The organism is Bacteriovorax sp. HI3, from assembly GCF_059738875.1.
The window spans coordinates 3,040,243-3,059,580 of the sequence record NZ_AP026946.1 but is presented as its reverse complement, the minus strand read 5'-3'; the positions used below and the strand labels follow the sequence as shown (position 1 = coordinate 3,059,580).

Here is a 19,338-nt window from a genome sequence, read left to right as displayed (position 1 = left end):
GATTAAACCTTTTTAAGAAGTAGTGAAGAGTTCGTTCCACCGAAACCAAACGAGTTGTTTAGGGCGTACTTAATGTCTTTCTTTACAGCTTTGTTGGCCGTGATGTTCAGGTCGCATTCCGGATCAAGGTTATGAACGTTGATCGTTGGAGGAATCATCCCTGTGTGAAGTGCCATCGCACAGAAGATTGTTTCAATCCCGCCGGCAGCTCCAAGTAAATGTCCTGTCATCGATTTTGTCGAAGACACGTTCAGGTTGTAAGCGTGATCGCCGAATGTTCTCTTGATCGCTCTTAGTTCGCCGATGTCTCCAAGTGGAGTCGATGTCCCGTGAGCGTTTACGTAACCAATTTCTTTTAAATCAACGCCGGCGTCTTCAATCGCCATTTTCATTGATCTGTAAGCACCATCACCTTCAGGGTGCGGAGCTGTAATGTGGTGGGCATCCGAAGTTGCACCATGGCCCACGATTTCAGCGTAAATTTTTGCTCCACGAGCAACTGCTTTGTCGTAGTTTTCTAAAATTAAAATACCGGCACCTTCACCAAGCACGAATCCGTCGCGGTCAGCATCGTATGGACGAGAAGCTGTGGCCGGGTCATCGTTTCTTTTTGAAAGCGCTTTCATGTTACCGAAACCGGCAATTGAAAGATTACAGATAACAGATTCAGCTCCACCTGAAACCATCATGTCTTGTCTTCCAAACATGATTTCGTAACAAGCAGATGTCAGTGCGTGAGCAGCTGAAGCACAAGCTGAAGCGATAGCGAAGTTTAATCCACCAAGATTGTAGCGAATAGTTACAAGTCCTGATGGCATGTTAGGGATGATCGCTGGAATAAAGAAAGGAGAAACACGTCTTGGCCCTTTTTCAAAAAGAGTCTTTGCCGTATTTTCGATTTCAGGGAATCCACCGATACCAACACCCAGGATACAACCCATTCTGTCCATGTCGTATGGACGGTTTTCAAGAAGACCAGCATCAGCTAGAGCTTCGTGAGTCGAGTGCATAGCAAAGTGAATGAAGCGGTCGTATTTGGCAGCTTCTTTTGCGTCTAATATGTCTGCAGCAAGTTCGAAGTTCTTTACTTCACCTGCAAATTTTGTCGTAAGTAATTCAGTGTTAATTTGTTCAACCAAAGAGACACCTGATTTTCCTTCAAGTGCATTTGCCCAAACGTCTTTTAGATTGTGACCAAGTCCATTGATCATTCCCATACCTGTGATGGCTACTCTGTTGAGTTTTCTACCTTCGGTCATATGGCCTCCGTAAACATTTTAATTCGAAAAATTATCCCGTAAAAACTACAAAGGCCTCTTTCGAGGCCTTAAATCAAGAAAGCGATTAAGCTTGTTTCTTTTCTAGGTAAGCAACGATATCTTTTACCGTTTTTAGTCCTTCAGCATCTTCCTCAGGAATTTCTACACCAAATTCGTCTTCCATTTTCATCATTAGTTCTACGATATCTAGTGAGTCTAGGTTTAGATCGTCAACGAAACTTGTTTCAAGATTGATTTTAGCGATATCAATTTTTGTAGCGTCGCTGATTAGTTTAATAACCTTGTCTTTCATTCAATAACTCCTGAAATTAATCTTCTAAAAAAATAAGTATTAGTATTTGTATTAGATATATAATCCACCGTCAATTTTAATCGTTTCTCCAGTGATATATGACGATGCACTGCTTAGTAAAAAGCAAACTAAGTTCGCTACTTCATCGGCCTCTCCCATACGTTTTAATGGGATAGAGTTTAAATAAGCGTCCTTTACTTTCTCGTCTAGAGCGTGAGTCATATCTGTTGTAATAAATCCTGGACAGATTGCGTTACAACGAACATTTCTCGAAGCAAGTTCCTTAGCGTAAGACTTTGTAAATCCGATCAATCCTGCCTTTGAAGCAGAGTAGGCGATCTGGCTTGCGTTCCCCATAAGACCTACGATTGAGCTGATGTTTACCACTGAAACATTCTCAGCTTTAAGGAAGCTTCTAGAAAGGATCTGAGTCAGCATAATAGCTGATGTTAAGTTCGTGTTGATTGTTTGAACAACGTCTTCTTCTTTCATACGAAGAACGATTTGATCTTTAGAAATACCAGCGTTGTTCACTAGACCTGTAATGGGGCCGTTCGTTTCAACAAATTTTTCTACGGCTTCTTTCATTTGAGCAGTGTTAGTTACGTCAAAAAGAAGAGCTGTCACATTTGAAGCGCCTTTAGCTTGAAGTTCTTCTTTTAACTTCATGGCAGCGGCTTCATCACCTCTGTAGTTGAAAACAACGTGAGCGCCTTGAGTTGCAAGAGCTTCTGCCATTTTTCTTCCAAGTCCACGAGATGCACCAGTAATAAGAACTGTTTTACCTTTTAAATCATTGTAAGTTGCGATCATTTTAATAGCTCCTCAATTTCAGCAAGTGCTTCGTCTCTATCCAGAGGGATCACTTTAATGTCTTTGTTAATCTTGCGAACTAGACCCATGAGAACTTTTCCTGGACCAACTTCAATACAAAGTGTGTCCGATGGAAGTTTTTCAATTGATTGCGTCCATAACACCGGACCATAGGCCTGGTGGTATAGGTTGTTGATGATGGTTTCTGGATTTGTTCCAGCAGCATATTCCGTTGCATCGATGTTAGCGATGTATGGAATTTTGTTTTCATGCCATTTAAATTTTTCGAAGGCCGCTTTTAACTGATCAGCAGCTGGCTTCATAAGAGAAGAGTGGAATGGAGCCGATACGTTTAACTCCATTGCTCTATGAGCTTCTTTGAAGTTTTCAGCAAGCCACGCAACTGCGCGCGCACAAGCTTCACTTTCTCCTGAGATAACGATCTGAGAAGGGTCGTTGAAGTTTGCTGGCATAACTTCTGAACCAGGTTTTGAAGCCTGTCTACAAGCTTCAGTCACAACGTCAGCTGGAACTTTTAAAATAGCAAACATCTTTCCTTTTCCGACAGGCACCGCTTCCTGCATGTATTTCCCGCGAAGGTGAACAGCATGAATGGCATCGTATGGAGAAAGAACGCCCGCAACAACAAGAGCTGCGTACTCGCCCACAGAGTGGCCAAGAACGCGGTCTACTTTTACGTTGTATTTTTTTAGAAGTGTGTCCAGTTGGTTATAAAGTGCAACTGAGTGTTTTAGAATTGCCGGTTGAGTGTTGTGAGTAAGTTTCAGTTCTTCTTCTGGCCCTTCGTGCATAAGTTTTTTTAGGTCGTACCCTAAAATCTCATTTCCTTTTTCAAAAAGTGCCTGGTCCAGGTTTTTTCCCATTCCAACGTATTGTGAACCTTGTCCTGGAAAAAGTAGTGTGACTGATTTAATCCCCATTCATTAGCCTTTGTTTTAGTATCTTAATAATGTCGCGCCGGCAGTTAATCCTGCTCCAAAGGCGTCGAATAAAACAATGTCTCCGCGCTTAATGCGTCCATCAGCGATCGCTTCGTGGAAAGCGATAGGCACAGTTGCAGCAGAAGTGTTTCCGTATTTATCGATGTTAACGATCATCTTATCCATGCTCACATCAAGAAGATTCGCAGTGGTTTCGATGATTCTGATGTTGGCCTGGTGAGGAACAACCCATTTCACATCTTCTTTTGTCATGCCGGCCATCTCAAGAACTTTTCTGCCGTTTTCAGCAAGAGTTCTCGTGGCAACTTTGAACATCTCTTTGCCTTTCATTTGCATGAAGTGAGAGCCTTCAAGAATATGCTCAGGAGTAATAGGTGCAACAGCCCCTCCGATTGGTTGATCGAAGAATTCTCCACCAGTTCCATCAGAGTTCAGGATGCTGGCTAAGATTTTTGATTCAGAACCTTCTTCTGCGCGACCAACGATCGCTACACCACATCCATCTCCGAAAAGAATGCATGAGTTTCTATCTTTCCAGTTCACTTCGCGAGAAAGCATTTCTGATCCAACAACCAGAACATTTTTTGCAAGTCCTGTTTTGATGAATGAGTTGGCCATGTTTACACCGTAAACAAACCCAGAGCAGGCAACTGAGATGTCGAGACATGTACAGTTGTTGGTGATTCCCAGTTTTACTTGAAGAATACAGGCTGAGTTTGGAAGTTTTACGTCGGGAGTAACTGAAGCGAAGATAATGAAGTCGATATCGTTTGGTTGTAACCCGGCCGCTTTAAGTGCGTCTTGAGTTGCATTGTAGGCCATGTCTGTTGGCCACTCGCCACCTTCGGTTGAACAGATTCTTCTTTCTCTGATACCTGTTCTTGTGTAGATCCATTCATCACTCGTTTCAACGATTGATTCCAGGTCTTTGTTTGTTAGGATTTTTTTGGGAGCGTACATCCCAGTGCCTAGAATTTTTGCTTCATAGGATTTCATTTTGGACGTCCATGTTTTTTGATTGCCCTAAAAAAAAGGCCCTTATATTCGGTTGAATGATAAGGGCTTTTATATTTAAGACAAAATTTGCTTAATGATTATTGAGCAGCTTCTTCAGTTTCGTTAGCTTTTACAGAAACGACAACTTTACCTTTGTAGAATCCACAAGCTCCACAAACAGTGTGTGGCATAACGTGTGCTCCACAGTTAGAACAAGCCATTGGGTGTTTTCTATATAGTTTATGGTGTTGACCAGCTCTTCTTAAACCTTTTCTTGAAACTGAATTTTTCTTCTTAGGAACTGCCATTTTATACTCCGCGACAAATTTGTAACTTCAACTTAAATTAAATATGAGGGTAAATCAATACGACAAAAAGACTCGTTCGGCAAGTTTTTTTGACGTAACCATGCCTTTTAGGCCTGATCTTCTGTTCTCTCGCTTCTTGGGAAGGCCGGAACTTCCAGGAAAATCTGTTCATGGATGAATTCCATAATGTCGGCCAACCCTTTGCGATAAAAATACAGCTCCATTTCCTCGCCATCAGCGAAAACTGTGGTACTTTCAGCATATTCCGGCTGTTTTTCCTGCGAATCGTGAAGGAAGGCTGCGTTAACTTTGTGGTCCATATGCTGTGGCAAAGGCACTAAAGTAAGGCCACAAGGTAGATGGTATTTCGCATCAATTTCGGCCCTAACCACTAAATGATCCCCGATAAGAGGATTCTTTTTTCGAGAAATTTTTAATTTTAAATGCAGTGAGCCGGCCGGGTAAACGTCTTCTTTATCTAATTGTTCGTGAAGTTCGTCCAGGATTCCCTGAAGCCAGGGAGTCTTCTCATTAGAGAGTTCGTACTCTTCAATGATGTCGTGGCTGTACTTGTTAATAGGGACTTGAGCGTCGATCTGCGTGTTAATTTTTGTTGTCATATTCATGGCTCCCATTTAACTCAGATGATTTTAAAAGTACAATGGGTTTAGAGGTTAGAGTGAATATTTTGGTTTGTGGATTTATGGGCTGTGGGAAAACGACTTTTGTCGAGGCTTTTCAGCGCAATCATTTAGGTTATGAAGCCCTCGATCTCGACACAGCTGTTGCCCTTTCTGTCGGTCTTCTTCCCAGTGAATTAGGAGAGTGGATCAACAAACATGGGCTGGAAGTTTTTCGCCACAAAGAAAGCTTATTGCTCAATGAAATGCTCAATACACCAGTTCCTAAGATCATTGCTTTGGGAGGTGGAACTATTGAAGCCCCAGGGTTTTGGGAGCTTGCAAAAAAGCATAAACTTGTTTTTCTCGACGTGCCTTTTGAGACTTGTTTTGAGCGCATTAAAAACGATTCTAATAGACCCCAAACAAAACTTGGAGAAGAGGGACTTCGCTCTCTCTATCAAAAACGTCTTCCTCTCTATCAAAAAGCTGACCTCCACCTCTCGGAAGAGGGCATAAAAAAGATTGTTTCCCTCTCTTCTCTAGTGCATAATTTAGAAGGATAAAAAATAAAACTGACAAGAGGTTAGGTGTACCATGCTAGCGGAAGGAAAAGTCTCAGTAGCGCTTCTTCTATCTGATTTAAATGAAGTAAAGGAAATTTCTTCAGTTTTTAAAAAACTGGGAGTGATTCCGCATTTCTATGAAGACTTAAAAACTTTCTGGAGTGGAACTCTGGAGCGTTTACCGGCCCTTTGTATTGTCGATGTAAAAAAAATGAGTGAAGGAGAACTTGTCCTTCGCGATCACCCGGCGGTCATCGCCGAAGAAATGCCACTATTATTTTACTACACAGATAAGACTGAACCTCTTTTGGTGTCGACACATAATTTTTTTCACCTGGGAACACTTAAGCAGTCGGCTAATTACGAAGGCCCGCTTAAAGCGATTCTTAAAAGGCTGAATAAAGTATCTTCTTTAGAGCAGCACTACCATATGTTAAAGATGACGACGGTTGCCCAAAAAGAACAGATCGAACGCCTGGAGCTGGCCCTGCGTGAAGAAGAGCGAGCGGACAATTATCAGTCGATGGTTAAAAGTGTTTGCCTGGAGTTTGAAAAGCTTCGTTTGGAAACAGACTTTTTTAAATCTCTGGAGAAAGTTTTCCACGGTATCGATGAAATCGAAGAGTTTGCGTTCCTTGAACTTTCTTTCAATGGACAAAAACTTATTTCACCCATTTCTCATCTACAAAAATTTAGAAACATTCCTTCGCTGTGGTTAGGCCAGGCCTGCACTCACGGGATTGAACTCTTTGCCCAGAATATGGCCACTCAGGTAGCCGTAGATATTATGGGTGGTGATTTGGTTTCTCTTTTGATCAAAGGATCAGAGAGTAAGCCGGATAAAATGATTTTTATTAAATCAAAAAATGAAACGTTCTTTAATAATTTTGACTGGCATATGCTGGAAGCTTATTTAAACGGCTTCTACGCAAGTTTTAAAAATAAACTGACTGCGCCGATTGAAACTAACAGGAAATTCTCTTCGAGCTTTGAGGCCTTAAGTTATCTGGATCAATTTCTTTTTGGTCAGACAGCTAATGAAGCTCAACTAAATAAACTGACTCAGGACATGCGTCTGGTTGACTTAGATCTTTCAAGCCTTATGCAAGTGGTGATGAGAAAGGGGACCAACCGCTTTTTCTGGAACCGCTTTATGAGTGAGTTTATCAACAAGCTGGAAATTCAGACGCGCACAGATTTTAGATTTTTTGAATTCGGTGTCGGCAATATCGGCTTTGTTGTTAAAGCAGCAGACCTGGATATTTTCTTTGATCAGTTAAAAGAATTTTCAGGACGCTTTCAGTACTGGAAATATTTTGAAGACTCCGAAGGAGTTCTGGCCCAATTGATCCAGCCGAAAGTGACGATGTCTCCGATGTCTGCACATGCTTATTTAACCAAGATTCTGGAAATTGAAAGCGAACTTAAAGGGGCCATCACTAAGCCTGTAAAAGAGGCGAAGAAGGCCTGGTCGTTCGTTGAACCAAAAACCAGTTTAGATATGTAGGAAAAACTTAATGAAGTTTAGAAGCCGTTTAGTGGTTAACCTTGACCACTTTGCTTACAATATAAATCAAATTAAAAAGATTTCACCGAAGGCCCAGATCCTTTGTATGATTAAGGCCGACGGATACGGACACGGGATGATTCCGATGGCCCGTTACGCGATCACAGAAATGGGGATTCGCGAGTTTGGGTGTGCGACTATCGGTGAAGCTCTGAAGTTGCGCGAAGAACTCAACGAACTTGAATTTGATATTTACGTTTTCTCTGATATCCAGTTGGAGCTTTTAGAAAACGCTGACATTTATCTTAAGCGCAGAATTATTCCAGTTATCTCAAACGTCAGTGAGTTGGACTATATTTTACACACGCCAGAATTCAGGCATTTTCCGATTTGCTTGAAATTCAATACGGGGATGAACCGTTTAGGTCTCGACCCTAACGACACTCCGCTTATCGTCAACAAACTAAAGCAACACGGAAGAAATTCTGTCCACCATTTGATTAGCCACTACGCTAACGCCAGCTCGGATATGAACTCACACGAAGTGAACGTTCTACAGAGAACTCGTTTTGGAGAAATTAAAAAATTCTTCCGCGATTCGGGGATTACTCTGGAGCGCACATCGCAGTCGAACTCGGGGACAATCGAACAAAAAGTCGGTCTTCCGGAAAACAGCGACGACACTCACGTCAGACCGGGATTGATGCTTTATGGGCCGAGCTCACTGAACTCAGGGGTACCAGGTAACTTTGAAGGGAAGCTGGTCTCGAAATTAGAAACTTACATTTTAAGAACTTTTGAAGTTAAAAAAGGTGATGTGGTTGGATACAACTCAACACCTTGTCCAGAAGATGGTTTGATTGCCATCCTTGCCATTGGATACGGAGACGGATTTTTCAACCGCTATTCTGGGGCGCATTTATACCATAAAGGTTTTGAAGGCGTGATCATCGGAAGAGTGAGTATGGATATGACTCACGTCTTCTTTCCAAAAGAAGCTGCGGATCACATCCGCGCCCACGAGATTTTTACAATCTGGGGAGCAAAAGACGGGGATCTCGAGAGCTTTTGTTCGGAGACAAAAATCATCCCGTATGAAGTTTTCTGTGCGCTTCTTCCTCGCGTTCCAAGAGTTTATCGTTTAAACTAATTGGGTGATAACGAAATTACAAAATTATTTAAAAGATCAGATTGAGGATTTTGGACGCTCCATTTTAGATATGGTCGACGGCCTTGGTATGATCACGCTTTTTGGCGGGCGATTTTTTTATTGGATGGTCAGACGTCCATTTCGTTTTCATCTTTTGATGGAGCAACTTTATTTCATCGGAAACAAAAGTATCCTGATTATTCTCCTGACGGGGATTTTCACCGGGATGGTTTTTTGTACTCAAACTTATTTTGGATTCAAACTTATCAACGTTGATTCACTTGTTGGGTCAATTGTTGCGATCTCTCTGGCAAAAGAACTTGCTCCTGTTTTAACAGGATTGATTGTGGCGGGAAGAGCAGGCTCGGCGATGGCCGCGCAGATTGGATCAATGAAAGTAACTGAGCAAATTGATGCCCTGGAAGTTATGGGGATCAACTCAATTCAATACCTGGCCGTTCCAAGAATCATCGCCTCAACATTAGCGGTGCCGATGCTTTCAGTTCTTTTCCTTTTTATCGGAAACCTTGGAGCGTATTTAGTCGGAACGACAACTCTTTCAATTGATGAAGCGATGTTTTACTCAAAACTCTCTGAGTTCATGATGATTGAAGATGTGGCCCAGGGAGTGATCAAAGCTTTCGTTTTCGGTTTCGTTATTTCTGTCATTGGAACTTATTTTGGTTTCCAGGTAGAAAAGGGAGCCGTAGGAGTAGGGCGCGGAACAAACCTGGCGGTTATCTGGGGAATGGTTTCAGTTCTTATTCTGGATTACTTCTTAACAACCTTTCTGGTTAAGATTTTGTAGGGGGATGGATGCTGACATTTGAAAATCCTGCCATCTCCATTAAAAACGTCACCAAAATTTTTGGTGAACAAAAAGTCTTAGATAGCCTCAACTTTGATATTGAAAGAAATAAGATTACGACGATCCTGGGATTTTCCGGGGCGGGTAAATCAACTCTACTTAAACACATCCTGGGAATCGTAAAGCCGACATCTGGTACGGTGGAAGTTCTGGGACAAGACCTTGCACATTTAGGAAAGGTTGAATTAAGAGAGTTCAGAAGAAATTACGGAATGCTTTTTCAGTATGCGGCCCTATTCGATTCTTTTACTGCAGAAGAAAACGTAGCGTTTCCGTTAAAAGAATTTACAAAGAAAAGCCCACAAGAGATTCACGAGCAGGTTAAAGACCTTTTGATTTCAGTAGGAATCAAAGAAGAGTCTTTTACTCGACTGCCGTCTGAGCTTTCCGGAGGGATGAGAAAGAGAGTAGGTCTGGCGCGTGCGCTGGCCTTAAGCCCGGCCATCATGCTTTATGATGAGCCCACAACGGGCCTCGATCCAATTACAACTAAAATGGTTAACAATCTAATCGTAGATACTGCAAAAAATCACAAAGACCGAGAGATGACATCAGTTATTATTTCCCACGACGTAAAAGCGACGTTAGAAATTTCCGACTATGTGGCCTTTTTGGACCGTGGTAAGATTATTGAGTATTTACCGGTAGATGAGTTTAAAAATTCTAATAAAGAATTAGTTCAGGAATTTTTAAGACTCTAAACAAAAGGTGTGAAATAAGAGATGAATGAATTTAAAGTAGGGCTTTTGGCCATCGCCACATTGGCCGCTATCGTTTTTATGTCGTTCAAGATTACATCGAATCAATCGGGGTTTGGTCAGTACCAAACTTACAGAACGATTGTTAAAGATGCTTCCGGCATTTTCCCAAAAACTCCGATTAAAATTGCCGGTATCGCTGCCGGACGTATCTCTTCTATTGAGCTTCAAGGTAACACAGCTTTAATTACGTTTGAGATCCTTAAACAAATTCAAGTGACAAAAAACTCGAAGCTAAGAATTAAGTCTGTTGGTTTCTTAGGTGATAAATACATCGAAATTTATGTCGGTGATTCTCCTGAGTTTTTAGCGAAAAATGATTTCATCGATTCAGAAGAAGCGGCAGGGATTGAAACCTTGGTAAAAGATGCTTCTGAAGTTTTAGCTGACGTTAAAGCGATTACAAAAAGCTTAAAAGACAGTATCGCACCGGAAGGACAACCTTCACCAATGAAAAAGATCTTAGTTGATATCGGAGCTCTTGTTGAAAACACTAGAGTTGCCACTGAGTCACTTAAGAGAGTCATGACTGGAAACGAAGAAAAACTAAATGCCCTGGTTGAAAACCTGGAGAGTTTTTCTTATGAGCTTGCTTACCAGGTTGATAAAGGAAACCCAGACAGTGCCATGGCCGATATCAAAGAAATCCTGGCAAACTCAAAAAAGATCACTGCTGATTTAAACTCATTGGTTGCTGACGTTAAACGCGGAAAAGGAACAGTGGGGAAACTTCTGGTTGAAGATGAAATTGCTGATCAGGTTAAAGATACACTTTCAAGCGTGCAAAAAATTGTTGGAAAAGCTGACGCTATCAGAACTGAGCTATCGGTTTTTACCGGAGCTAACACTGAAGGTGGCGGAGAGAGTGAAGTGGCGCTTAGGATTTATCCTTCTCCGGAAAGATTCTATCACCTGGGGTTAACGACTTCAGAAATCGGGCCAGACAGAGAAACAATTACAGAGACGACAACAAATGGATCAACTGTAGTGTCTAATAAAAAAGAGCGCGACAGAGATACGTTTAGATTCAATGTTCAAATCGGTCGCCGTGTTCAAGACTTCGCTTTCCGCGGAGGTTTAATTGAATCAACGGGAGGTCTGGGGTTAGATTATTACCTGCAGAACCTGGGGACAAAATTCTCGCTTGAAGCATTCGATTACAAAAAAGATAAAGGAGCTAACCTGCGTTTCATCACTGAACTTCAGATTTGGAATGTTCTTTATGGACGAGCTTCAGCTAATGATATTGGTAGAAAAGAGCGTAGTGCGACGATTCAAGCAGGGCTTCGCTTTAACGATGAAGACTTAAAAGGCTTAATGGGATTCTTCTTCTAATTTATGGAAAGAAACTGGTTAATTAGAACATCACAGAACCAAATCTTAGGCCCGGTGGCCAAGCAAAAACTATTGGAGTTTATCCAGAAAGGTGCGCTTGGATTAACCGATGAAGTGGCCAGCGGAAACGGTTACTGGTTCTCATTAAAAGAAAAAGACCTGGTTGAAAAATACATTTATGGGGACATTCCTCAAGGTTACAACCCAATCTCAGAGTCAAAAAGTGTTCTTTCAAGAAGAGAGCATCCAGAAAGAACGACTTCAATTAATACGGCCCCAGTTAATCAGACACAACACACTCAGGTTATTAAAGTCTCAGACATTCTAGGGACACCGGAAAATGCGAGTAAACCGGCGGCTTCGGCAGCGGCAGGTATTGTTCCTAATGCATCGGACTTAGAATTCCCTGACATGACTGTTGTGACTAAAATTCCAACGCCATCTCCAGTTCCGACACTTAACTTAAATGAAGAAAGTGACCAAAAGATACCGGATGCATCTGACCTGGAATTCCCAGACGTCGCAGCGATTACTTCAAGTGTAAATGCAAATTTCAAGATCGAAGCACCTGCTACGGCCAGCGCTCCTCAAGTACAAACACAGCCTACAGCTCAAGGTCCAAAAATAGATTTCAAAACAGCTGAACCTAAATTTAACAAAGAGTCAGCAAGTTCAGATGAAGCTCATTTTCCAAGTGAGGATGACTTAGCTTTCCCTGATATGGGGATTCCAGCAACTGCTGCTTCCGTCGTTATTGACGATAAGACATCGACTAAAGTTGAAAAAGGGAAGGTTGATCTCTCTCACCAGTACACGAGAACTGTGGCCTTGGACAATGAACAAGTGTCAGTGGCCCTTCCTGAAGTTTCAGATCAGCCAAAAGTTGAAAAGAAGCCGGCCGCAAAATCAATGAGAGAGCTCGAAGGTGTCTCTGATGACATCGCCTTTTCTCTGACTCTTGATGTGCCTAAGGCTTCAGCACCTGAAGCTGATCAGCACCATCACGAAGTTAAGAATGTTGTAGCTAAAAAAGAAAAATTACAGATAGAAGACCGCAAACTTCTTCACGATCGCAAGCCTAAGGCCAGTGCCAAGGCAGCTCAAAGGGATCCAAATAGAGAAGTGGCCCACAGAGACAGAGATACTCATTCGGAGCCTTTAAAAAAGCGCAACGACAATTACATCTTTTTCATTCTGATCATTCTGGTTTTAATCATTGTGGCCGTTTTCTTCTACTTTAAAGAGATCCTAAACAAACCTCTACCGGTGTAGTTTATGAAATTAACTTCAGAAAGCGTTTTCATTTATCCAACGGATACAGTGTGGGGCATCGGTGCCTCAATCCATTCAGAGGCCGCTCATAAGCGCATTGCCGCTATTAAGAGAACTTCTGATGATAAACCTTTATCCATCATGTTCACTGACGTAAACACTCTTTATAAAAGTTTTAATCTTCCGGATTTCATGAGTGTGTCGTGGCTTCGAAACTATTTCAAGCTGGAGTCAACATTAGGTCTTCCGAGAAAAATTTCTAAAATTTCTATTCCTTCATGGGTGACGGGAAAGAGTGAATTTGTCTCTGTCCGCTGCCTGGATGATGCTGCTTTAAAAGACATTTCTGACGCCCTTAAAGCGCCATTTTTTACGACGAGCTTAAACCTCACAGGTGAGCCTCCTATCATTAATTTTGCTGATGCTGAAGCTTTTCAAAAAGATCATGCGCCCGATGCAGAACTCTTTGGCGATAGCTCTCACAATCTTTCAGGAAGATCATCGACGATTGTCTTTTATAAAGGGGACTCGTTTGAAGTGATTCGCGAAGGAATCAAAATTGAAGAAATTAAAAAGCACTTGAAATTAACTGGGCTTAAAATTTCCTGATTGGATATAAAGTGAGATCATTTTTTCTCTGATCTCCTGGTCTTCAATATCTTTAAATAATTCGTCCGCATCTCTTTTTAACTTCTTAAATTCCGGAGAGTGCGGGTGAAGTCTGTTTTCATTTTTCTTTTGTTTTTCAGGTGTGGCAATGAACTGTGTGTACTGTCGGTCAAAGTGCGTGCTATCGACAATGAACTTGATGGTGTTGATAGATTTTTCCAACGACGGGAACTTGGCAAAAATCTTTTTCTTTAACGGCAGCTCCATAAAACTCAATTCATTGGCGAAGGCCGAATGATTAGACAAAACGATGAGTGTGCCATTTTGATTTTTTAGTGGAATCGTATGTTCTGAAAGCTTGTCGCCGGCGATTTCTTTCCAGGCCTTAATCAGGCTGATAAAATCGAAACTATCAGCAATTTGCGCGTGTTTGCTTTGCTCCTGTTTTTGACGGGGAGCTGAGCCTTCAAAGTCGATGAATTGTGAGAGTTTTTTTAGCATAAAAAAGGTTCTAGCATTATAGCTTTTAGAGTACACTAACGCCATGAAAGTGCGATTTTTTTCTATTCTGGCGATGCTTTTGGCCCTCACATCTTGTGCCGGTTATCACTTCAATACTAATAACAACCCCTTAATTGGTTACGATATTCGTTCTATTGCAGTGCCTATGTTTGTGAATCGCTCAGTCATTCCTGAACTCGCTGCACCAATGACCAAAGAAATCATCTTTACCCTAAATGACTATTCTGGACTCCATGTTTTTAGCGGAGAGAACGAAGCGGCCGATGCGGTGTTGATTGGGATTATTGAATCGCGCGATCATTACAACGATGCTGTTAAAACGACTCAGACGCTCTTTACTGACGATACGATTAAATCTTCTGTTGGTAACCGAAGCCCTTTTTATTACCCAGTTCAAACGACCTATAGATTTTCATTAAAGGTGTATTTAATTAAACGCCCTTCAAAAGAAGAAATTCAGCTTTTAACAACAGACATGGGTCAGTTTATGAAAGCGAACCCAAAAGTTGTTTTAATGGACACTATTGACCTCTCAGGATCATTCTCGCGCGCAGTTGGTGAAACGACGACGGCCAATGCTGTAGGGAAGACAAACTTTGTAAAAAACAAAGGTGTTTTTGAAAAGAGTCTTCAAGACACGGCCATCAGTGCAGCTAAAACTTTCAGACAGGTCGTTCTCAATGCTTTCTAAGTTATTGCCTTGGGATTTTCTGCCCAAACACCCGATGACAATCGATCCGAAAAAACCGGGTCTCTATGCATTCTTAGTCTCAGACCCTTATTTAGAACGCGTTCTTTTAGACCGCCTTCCTAAGAAAGATATCCCTTTTTCTCTCTATTCAGGTGTGGAAGTGACTCGCGATTTTATCGAAGAGCATTTCGTAAACCTTTCTTTCTTTTCTTCAACTGATCATATTCAGGTTATCAACGGAGAAAATATCCAGGCCGCAAATCTCGCTCTTTTAACAGAGTCGGGGATCGACTGGAGTGAGCGCTTTATGGTGATTTTTTTCACCAAGAGTGGAAAGACTTTTACTGACTTTGCTAAAAAATCAGACGTTCAGGCGTTTGAAATTGAAGAGCCTCGTTTTTGGGAAGGCGTGAAGATCTGGCAGTTTTGTCAGAAGGCACGCGAAGTGAATCTTCCTCAGGATGTAAGTCGCTTTGTGCTCGATCATTTGGAGCATAACTTTGAATCTTTCTTCTGGGTGATCGATACAATTAAACTCAATTTCCCTGAAGGAAAAATCAATCTCGAAGAATTAAAAACAATGGTGCAAAAAGAGCGTTGGGATTTTTTTGAACTCATTGATCTCTTTAACGACAATCCAAAAAAGTTTTTCCATGAAGTGCTAAAAAAAGGTGATGAAGACTATGAGTGGCTTCGAACGCTCTTTGCTTTCATGCAAGGGCATCTCACAAAAGTACTGTTTCCGGATGAGTTACGTGGAAAGGCGAAGCTCTCTAAATATGACCAAAGTATTTTGGTTGTAAGTGAAAAGTGGAAAAGAAAGGACGTCGAAAAATACCTGCAATTTTTCTCGGAATTAGAAATCCTAGCAAAATCAAGCGATCAGCTCTTGATCAATAAACTCCGGTTAGAAATTATCTAGACGAGACACCTTGACGACCAAAAAAGTGATACCATCTTAGTATCATGAAAAATTTTGAATTTAAAAAACTCGCTCATGAAGACCTCCCATTACTACACTCGTGGATGAAAAGGCCGCACCTTCAGGGATACTGGGCGGAGCAGACCATTCAAGACTACGAATCATTTAAGGAAAAATACAAAGGCGCTATCGAGTCTGAGGAAGTCACTCCTTATCTGGTAATGCTTCAGGGAAAACCGATCGGCTATATCCAGTCTTATAAAGTTGATGGCAAGACCTTTGGGATTGATCAGTTTATTGCCGTTCCGGAATTTATCAATAAAGGATTGGGAAGTATGTTCGTGAAGGAATTCTCGGACGAGCTGCTGATTAATCAAAAAGCGACTCGCGTGATCACGGATCCATCTGTGCTAAACCTGCGCGCACAAAAAGCATACGAAAAGGCCGGCTTTAAAAAGCTGGAAGTCGTTCAAGGTGCGGATGGGGAAGTCTTGATGATGGAGAAAAAACGAAGAGAGAGAAAAACTCAGTCGAAGAAAATAAAAAAAGCCTCATAGTACTATGAGGCTTTTTTATATCTTAAAATCTTTACAGATTATTTAAGGTTGTTGATTTGAGAAGCTAGACGAGAAGTCTTTCTTGCTGCTGTGTTAGCTTTGATAACGCCAGTCTTAGCAAGTTTTCTTAGTTCAGCTTGAGCAGTTTTAAGAACAGCAGCTGCAGCTTTTTTGTCGCCAGCAGTGATTGCATCTCTAACTTTTTTTACTGCAGTCTTAGTTTTAGACTCGTTAACTTTGTTAGCAAGGTTCTTCTTGATATCTTGTTTTGCTCTTTTTTCTGATGATTTGTGGTTTGCCACAATTAACTCCTACCGTTAGATATTTTCAACTTTAACTTTTTGCACTCAGCAATTAATGAGACTCATTTTTTATTCTAATTGTAAAAACTTGGCAAGGTTTTATTTGTGAAACCATGGCCTGGTTTGTATCATTAGGGCGTTTTTACCATTAAGAGTGAGGTATATATGCAAAATGTTCAATCCATTGGGATTGTTGGCGCGGGGCAAATGGGCCGTGGAATCGCGCAAGTAGCTGCAATGAGTGGCTACACTGTTCAAATTTACGATGTTTCTCCCGAAGGACTTAAAAAGGGAGTGGATTTTATCGAAGCTCAACTTAAAAAGGGCGTAGAGAAAGCTAAGTGGGATTCGGCCTTCGTAGAAAAGACGATGAAAGCAATTTCAACAGTTTCTGATATGTCTAAACTTTCAAGCTGCGATCTTCTTATTGAAGCAGCTACTGAAAATAAAGCGATTAAATTCGATATCTTTAAAAAATTAGATGAAGTGGCAAAACCGGGAGCGATCCTGGCGACAAACACTTCTTCAATTTCAATCACTGAAATTGCAGCTGTGACTAAGCGTCCACACCTTGTAGCAGGTATGCACTTCATGAACCCGGTTCCGGTAATGAAGCTGGTTGAAGGAATCAGAGGTCTTGAGACGTCTGATGAAACATTCAACACTGTTGCAGCTGTTTCTGAAAAGATGGGGAAAGTTTTCGTTCGCGCTAACGATATCCCGGGATTTGCAGTTAACAGAATCCTTATGCCGATGATTAACGAAGCTGTGTACGCTCTCTACGAAGGCGTCGCAAGCGCATCTGACATCGATCAGGCGATGAAGCTTGGAACAAACCAACCAATGGGGCCGCTTGAGCTTGCTGACTTTATCGGACTTGATACATGCCTGGCGATCATGAACGTTCTTCATGATGGACTTGGAGACACTAAATACAGACCGTGCCCGCTACTGAAGAAATACGTACTAGCTGGTCGCATGGGGAAAAAATCAGGAAGAGGATTCTATGAATACAAATAAATCATACACGACACTAAAATTTGAACTTCAGGAAAAATTCGGGGTGATCACGATCAACCGCCCGACAAAACTAAACGCTCTTAACACTGAAGTGCTAAGCGAACTAAAAGAACTTCTTACTGACCTTAAGTCAGACGATAAGTTCGACATGCTTGGACTGATCCTTACTGGTGAAGGTGAAAAAGCTTTTATCGCAGGAGCTGACATCGCTGAGATGGCAGACATGACTCCAAGTGATGCTTACACTCTTGGGCAGCTTGGTCAGCAGGTAACGGTTCTGTTTGAAACAATCCAGGTTCCAGTGATTGCTTGTGTAAACGGATTTGCCCTAGGTGGTGGATGTGAAATGGCGATGAGCTGTGATTTTATTTACGCTACAGAAAACGCAGTTTTCGGTCAGCCGGAAGTTAAGCTTGGTCTAATCCCAGGTTTCGGTGGAACTCAAAGACTAGCAAAGCTTGTTGGCAGAAATAACGCTAAAGAACTTATCTTCTCTGGAAGAAACGTAAAAGCGGATGAAGCTCTTAGAATGGGGCTAGTTGTTAAAACTTTCGCTACAAAAGACGCGATGATGGCCGAAGCAATGAAGACTTTAAAGACGATTGCAGCGAATTCTCCGTTTGCTGTCTCAATTGCAAAAAAAGTTATGAATGAAGGTATTGACTTAACTATCGCGGAAGGTTTACAGCTAGAAAAGAGACAGTTTTCAGGCATTTTTTCATCAGAAGATATGCATGAAGGAACTAAGGCCTTCGTGGAAAAACGCGCACCTAACTTTAAAGGGAAATAAAATTTATGAGTATGTACGACCCGCAATACACAGAAATCAGGGATTTAGTTTCAAAATTCACTGATACAGAGGTTGCACCTCTGGCGGCCAAGATTGACCATGATGGAGTGATTCCACAGGATCTTATCAATAAGCTTTATGAAAATGGCTTCATGGGTTCTTATATTCCTGAAGAGTTTGGTGGAGCTGGGATGGATTACACATCTTACGCAATCATTGTTGAAGAAATTTCTCGTGGATGTGCGTCAACCGGAGTTCTTATTTCTGCCCACACATCTCTTTGTATGTGGCCGATCCTGAGCTTTGGGACAACTGAGCAAAAACAAAAATTCCTTCCAGGCCTGGCGTCTGGTGGAGTGATCGGATGTTTCTGTCTATCTGAGCCGAATGCTGGTTCAGACCCTGGAACTCTGGCAACGTTTGCTGAAGACAAAGGGGACTACTACGAGCTTTCTGGGACGAAAAATTTTATCACTAACGGAAAAGACGCAGGAATTGCGATTGTCCTGGCAAAGACGACGAAGACGAACGATCACAAAGGGATCACGGCTTTTATCGTAGATACAAAAACGGAAGGATTCCAGGTTCAAAAACTGGAAGACAAATTAGGGATTAAAGGATCGACGACGGCCCAAATCTGGCTTAACAAAGTGAAGGTTCCAAAAGCGAACATTCTTGGTGAAGTTGGAAAAGGATTTAAAGTCGCTCTTTCAACTCTTGATGGTGGACGCATTGGAATTGCAGCTCAGGCGCTGGGGATTGCGGAAGCGGCTTTCAGATACGCTAAGAAATATTCGAAAGAAAGAGTGCAATTTGGAAAACCGATTTCTGAACTTCAGGCCATCCAGTTTAAGCTGGCCGACATGTCGACAGAAATTGCGGCTTCAAGACTTTTAATCTTGCACGCGAGTTATTTAAAAGATAACGGTCTTCCTTACTCAAAGGAAGCAGCTCAGGCGAAATTGTTTGCTTCTGAGGCATGTATGAGAATTACAACTCAGGCCATTCAGGTCCTGGGTGGAAACGGTTACACGAAAGAGTATCCGTGTGAGCGCCACTTCAGAGACGCGAAGATCACTGAGATTTATGAAGGAACTTCAGAAATCCAGCGCATCGTTATTGCGGCCAATGAATTAAAAGGCGTTTAAGTTTTTATAAATTGAGACAGGTATTAATTGATAAAAAAAATATTGGAGAA

23 protein-coding genes are annotated in these 19,338 nt (G+C 41.7%); 14 read left to right on the top strand and 9 right to left on the bottom strand.

Annotated elements, in window-relative coordinates; all coding sequences use genetic code 11:
* Positions 1-2: 2 nt before the first annotated feature.
* The 7 genes from fabF to AC6JA8_RS15050 form a co-directional block, all read right to left on the bottom strand.
* Entirely contained in the window at positions 3-1,259 is a 1,257-nt protein-coding gene (gene fabF / locus AC6JA8_RS15080) for a beta-ketoacyl-ACP synthase II (RefSeq protein ID WP_497974541.1), read from the bottom strand.
* A gap of 85 nt (positions 1,260-1,344) precedes the next feature.
* Positions 1,345-1,572: an acyl carrier protein gene (gene acpP, locus AC6JA8_RS15075; protein WP_102244636.1), complete on the bottom strand. Its 228-nt coding sequence runs from the start codon at positions 1,570-1,572 to the stop codon at positions 1,345-1,347.
* Positions 1,573-1,623: 51 nt separating this feature from the next.
* Positions 1,624-2,385: a 3-oxoacyl-ACP reductase FabG gene (gene fabG, locus AC6JA8_RS15070; protein WP_102244635.1), complete on the bottom strand. Its 762-nt coding sequence runs from the start codon at positions 2,383-2,385 to the stop codon at positions 1,624-1,626.
* Positions 2,382-3,326 (bottom strand): ACP S-malonyltransferase, encoded by a 945-nt coding sequence (gene fabD / locus AC6JA8_RS15065; protein ID WP_497974540.1) that lies wholly within the window; start codon positions 3,324-3,326, stop codon positions 2,382-2,384. Before fabD ends, fabG begins: the two co-directional genes overlap by 4 nt.
* Positions 3,327-3,341: 15 nt before the next feature.
* The gene (locus AC6JA8_RS15060; protein WP_142409054.1) at positions 3,342-4,343 is read right to left on the bottom strand and encodes a beta-ketoacyl-ACP synthase III; all 1,002 of its coding nucleotides are present in this window, start codon (positions 4,341-4,343) and stop codon (positions 3,342-3,344) included.
* A 98-nt stretch (positions 4,344-4,441) separates the two neighbouring features.
* Positions 4,442-4,651 carry a 50S ribosomal protein L32 gene (gene rpmF / locus AC6JA8_RS15055; RefSeq protein ID WP_142409055.1) on the bottom strand — a complete coding sequence of 70 codons (210 nt, stop codon included), beginning with the start codon at positions 4,649-4,651 and terminating at the stop codon, positions 4,442-4,444.
* 107 nt (positions 4,652-4,758) lie between these two features.
* Entirely contained in the window at positions 4,759-5,271 is a 513-nt protein-coding gene (locus AC6JA8_RS15050) for a YceD family protein (RefSeq protein WP_497974539.1), read from the bottom strand.
* A 59-nt stretch (positions 5,272-5,330) separates the two neighbouring features.
* Between AC6JA8_RS15050 and AC6JA8_RS15045 the strand changes: the two genes are divergently transcribed.
* Genes AC6JA8_RS15045 through AC6JA8_RS15010 form a run of 8 tightly spaced genes read left to right on the top strand, consistent with a single transcriptional unit; the run spans position 5,331 to position 13,336 of the window.
* The gene (locus tag AC6JA8_RS15045; RefSeq protein ID WP_497974538.1) at positions 5,331-5,837 is read left to right on the top strand and encodes a shikimate kinase; all 507 of its coding nucleotides are present in this window, start codon (positions 5,331-5,333) and stop codon (positions 5,835-5,837) included.
* Between the two features lie 31 nt (positions 5,838-5,868).
* Entirely contained in the window at positions 5,869-7,344 is a 1,476-nt protein-coding gene (locus tag AC6JA8_RS15040) for a hypothetical protein (RefSeq protein ID WP_497974537.1), read from the top strand.
* Between the two features lie 10 nt (positions 7,345-7,354).
* Positions 7,355-8,494: an alanine racemase gene (gene alr, locus AC6JA8_RS15035; protein ID WP_497974536.1), complete on the top strand. Its 1,140-nt coding sequence runs from the start codon at positions 7,355-7,357 to the stop codon at positions 8,492-8,494.
* 4 nt (positions 8,495-8,498) lie between these two features.
* Positions 8,499-9,302, top strand: coding sequence for an MlaE family ABC transporter permease (locus AC6JA8_RS15030; protein ID WP_497974535.1), 804 nt, complete (start codon positions 8,499-8,501; stop codon positions 9,300-9,302).
* 8 nt (positions 9,303-9,310) lie between these two features.
* Entirely contained in the window at positions 9,311-10,063 is a 753-nt protein-coding gene (locus AC6JA8_RS15025; protein WP_497974534.1) for an ABC transporter ATP-binding protein, read from the top strand.
* A gap of 21 nt (positions 10,064-10,084) precedes the next feature.
* The gene (locus AC6JA8_RS15020) at positions 10,085-11,455 is read left to right on the top strand and encodes an MlaD family protein (RefSeq protein ID WP_497974533.1); all 1,371 of its coding nucleotides are present in this window, start codon (positions 10,085-10,087) and stop codon (positions 11,453-11,455) included.
* Between the two features lie 3 nt (positions 11,456-11,458).
* Positions 11,459-12,727, top strand: coding sequence for a hypothetical protein (locus tag AC6JA8_RS15015; RefSeq protein WP_497974532.1), 1,269 nt, complete (start codon positions 11,459-11,461; stop codon positions 12,725-12,727).
* Between the two features lie 3 nt (positions 12,728-12,730).
* Positions 12,731-13,336, top strand: coding sequence for an L-threonylcarbamoyladenylate synthase (locus tag AC6JA8_RS15010; protein WP_497974531.1), 606 nt, complete (start codon positions 12,731-12,733; stop codon positions 13,334-13,336).
* On the opposite strand, the gene AC6JA8_RS15005 is transcribed toward AC6JA8_RS15010, so the two are convergent.
* A complete protein-coding gene (locus AC6JA8_RS15005; protein WP_497974530.1) occupies positions 13,313-13,837 on the bottom strand; it encodes a DciA family protein in 525 nt (174 codons plus the stop codon). The two genes, AC6JA8_RS15010 and AC6JA8_RS15005, sit on opposite strands and share 24 nt — an antisense overlap.
* Positions 13,838-13,880: 43 nt before the next feature.
* Between AC6JA8_RS15005 and AC6JA8_RS15000 the strand changes: the two genes are divergently transcribed.
* The 3 genes from AC6JA8_RS15000 to AC6JA8_RS14990 are packed head-to-tail and all read left to right on the top strand — an operon-like array spanning position 13,881 to position 16,028.
* Positions 13,881-14,549: a hypothetical protein gene (locus tag AC6JA8_RS15000; protein WP_497974529.1), complete on the top strand. Its 669-nt coding sequence runs from the start codon at positions 13,881-13,883 to the stop codon at positions 14,547-14,549.
* Positions 14,539-15,471, top strand: coding sequence for a hypothetical protein (locus AC6JA8_RS14995; RefSeq protein WP_497974528.1), 933 nt, complete (start codon positions 14,539-14,541; stop codon positions 15,469-15,471). Before AC6JA8_RS15000 ends, AC6JA8_RS14995 begins: the two co-directional genes overlap by 11 nt.
* Before the next feature lie 44 nt (positions 15,472-15,515).
* Positions 15,516-16,028 carry a GNAT family N-acetyltransferase gene (locus AC6JA8_RS14990; protein WP_497974527.1) on the top strand — a complete coding sequence of 171 codons (513 nt, stop codon included), beginning with the start codon at positions 15,516-15,518 and terminating at the stop codon, positions 16,026-16,028.
* A gap of 38 nt (positions 16,029-16,066) precedes the next feature.
* Here AC6JA8_RS14990 and rpsT read toward each other — a convergent pair whose 3' ends face one another.
* Complete coding sequence (gene rpsT, locus AC6JA8_RS14985; RefSeq protein WP_102244619.1) at positions 16,067-16,330, bottom strand: 30S ribosomal protein S20; 264 nt, start codon at positions 16,328-16,330, stop codon at positions 16,067-16,069.
* Between the two features lie 165 nt (positions 16,331-16,495).
* Between rpsT and AC6JA8_RS14980 the strand changes: the two genes are divergently transcribed.
* Genes AC6JA8_RS14980 through AC6JA8_RS14970 form a run of 3 tightly spaced genes read left to right on the top strand, consistent with a single transcriptional unit; the run spans position 16,496 to position 19,288 of the window.
* Positions 16,496-17,350, top strand: a complete 855-nt coding sequence (locus tag AC6JA8_RS14980; protein WP_497974526.1) for a 3-hydroxybutyryl-CoA dehydrogenase — start codon at positions 16,496-16,498, stop codon at positions 17,348-17,350.
* The gene (locus AC6JA8_RS14975; RefSeq protein WP_497974525.1) at positions 17,337-18,140 is read left to right on the top strand and encodes an enoyl-CoA hydratase-related protein; all 804 of its coding nucleotides are present in this window, start codon (positions 17,337-17,339) and stop codon (positions 18,138-18,140) included. Before AC6JA8_RS14980 ends, AC6JA8_RS14975 begins: the two co-directional genes overlap by 14 nt.
* Positions 18,141-18,145: 5 nt before the next feature.
* A complete protein-coding gene (locus AC6JA8_RS14970) occupies positions 18,146-19,288 on the top strand; it encodes an acyl-CoA dehydrogenase (protein WP_497974524.1) in 1,143 nt (380 codons plus the stop codon).
* The last annotated feature ends 50 nt before the right edge of the window (positions 19,289-19,338 follow it).

Bases quoted from the DNA above. Each gene is read 5' to 3' on its own strand.
- fabF (WP_497974541.1), bottom strand. From the start codon at position 1,259: ATGACCGAAGGTAGAAAACTCAACAGAGTAGCCATCACAGGTATGGGA.
- acpP (WP_102244636.1), bottom strand. From the start codon at position 1,572: ATGAAAGACAAGGTTATTAAACTAATCAGCGACGCTACAAAAATTGAT.
- fabG (WP_102244635.1), bottom strand. From the start codon at position 2,385: ATGATCGCAACTTACAATGATTTAAAAGGTAAAACAGTTCTTATTACT.
- fabD (WP_497974540.1), bottom strand. From the start codon at position 3,326: ATGGGGATTAAATCAGTCACACTACTTTTTCCAGGACAAGGTTCACAA.
- AC6JA8_RS15060 (WP_142409054.1), bottom strand. From the start codon at position 4,343: ATGAAATCCTATGAAGCAAAAATTCTAGGCACTGGGATGTACGCTCCC.
- rpmF (WP_142409055.1), bottom strand. From the start codon at position 4,651: ATGGCAGTTCCTAAGAAGAAAAATTCAGTTTCAAGAAAAGGTTTAAGA.
- AC6JA8_RS15050 (WP_497974539.1), bottom strand. From the start codon at position 5,271: ATGACAACAAAAATTAACACGCAGATCGACGCTCAAGTCCCTATTAAC.
- AC6JA8_RS15040 (WP_497974537.1), top strand. From the start codon at position 5,869: ATGCTAGCGGAAGGAAAAGTCTCAGTAGCGCTTCTTCTATCTGATTTA.
- alr (WP_497974536.1), top strand. From the start codon at position 7,355: ATGAAGTTTAGAAGCCGTTTAGTGGTTAACCTTGACCACTTTGCTTAC.
- AC6JA8_RS15025 (WP_497974534.1), top strand. From the start codon at position 9,311: ATGCTGACATTTGAAAATCCTGCCATCTCCATTAAAAACGTCACCAAA.
- AC6JA8_RS15020 (WP_497974533.1), top strand. From the start codon at position 10,085: ATGAATGAATTTAAAGTAGGGCTTTTGGCCATCGCCACATTGGCCGCT.
- AC6JA8_RS15015 (WP_497974532.1), top strand. From the start codon at position 11,459: ATGGAAAGAAACTGGTTAATTAGAACATCACAGAACCAAATCTTAGGC.
- AC6JA8_RS15010 (WP_497974531.1), top strand. From the start codon at position 12,731: ATGAAATTAACTTCAGAAAGCGTTTTCATTTATCCAACGGATACAGTG.
- AC6JA8_RS15005 (WP_497974530.1), bottom strand. From the start codon at position 13,837: ATGCTAAAAAAACTCTCACAATTCATCGACTTTGAAGGCTCAGCTCCC.
- AC6JA8_RS15000 (WP_497974529.1), top strand. From the start codon at position 13,881: ATGAAAGTGCGATTTTTTTCTATTCTGGCGATGCTTTTGGCCCTCACA.
- AC6JA8_RS14995 (WP_497974528.1), top strand. From the start codon at position 14,539: ATGCTTTCTAAGTTATTGCCTTGGGATTTTCTGCCCAAACACCCGATG.
- AC6JA8_RS14990 (WP_497974527.1), top strand. From the start codon at position 15,516: ATGAAAAATTTTGAATTTAAAAAACTCGCTCATGAAGACCTCCCATTA.
- AC6JA8_RS14980 (WP_497974526.1), top strand. From the start codon at position 16,496: ATGCAAAATGTTCAATCCATTGGGATTGTTGGCGCGGGGCAAATGGGC.
- AC6JA8_RS14975 (WP_497974525.1), top strand. From the start codon at position 17,337: ATGAATACAAATAAATCATACACGACACTAAAATTTGAACTTCAGGAA.
- AC6JA8_RS14970 (WP_497974524.1), top strand. From the start codon at position 18,146: ATGAGTATGTACGACCCGCAATACACAGAAATCAGGGATTTAGTTTCA.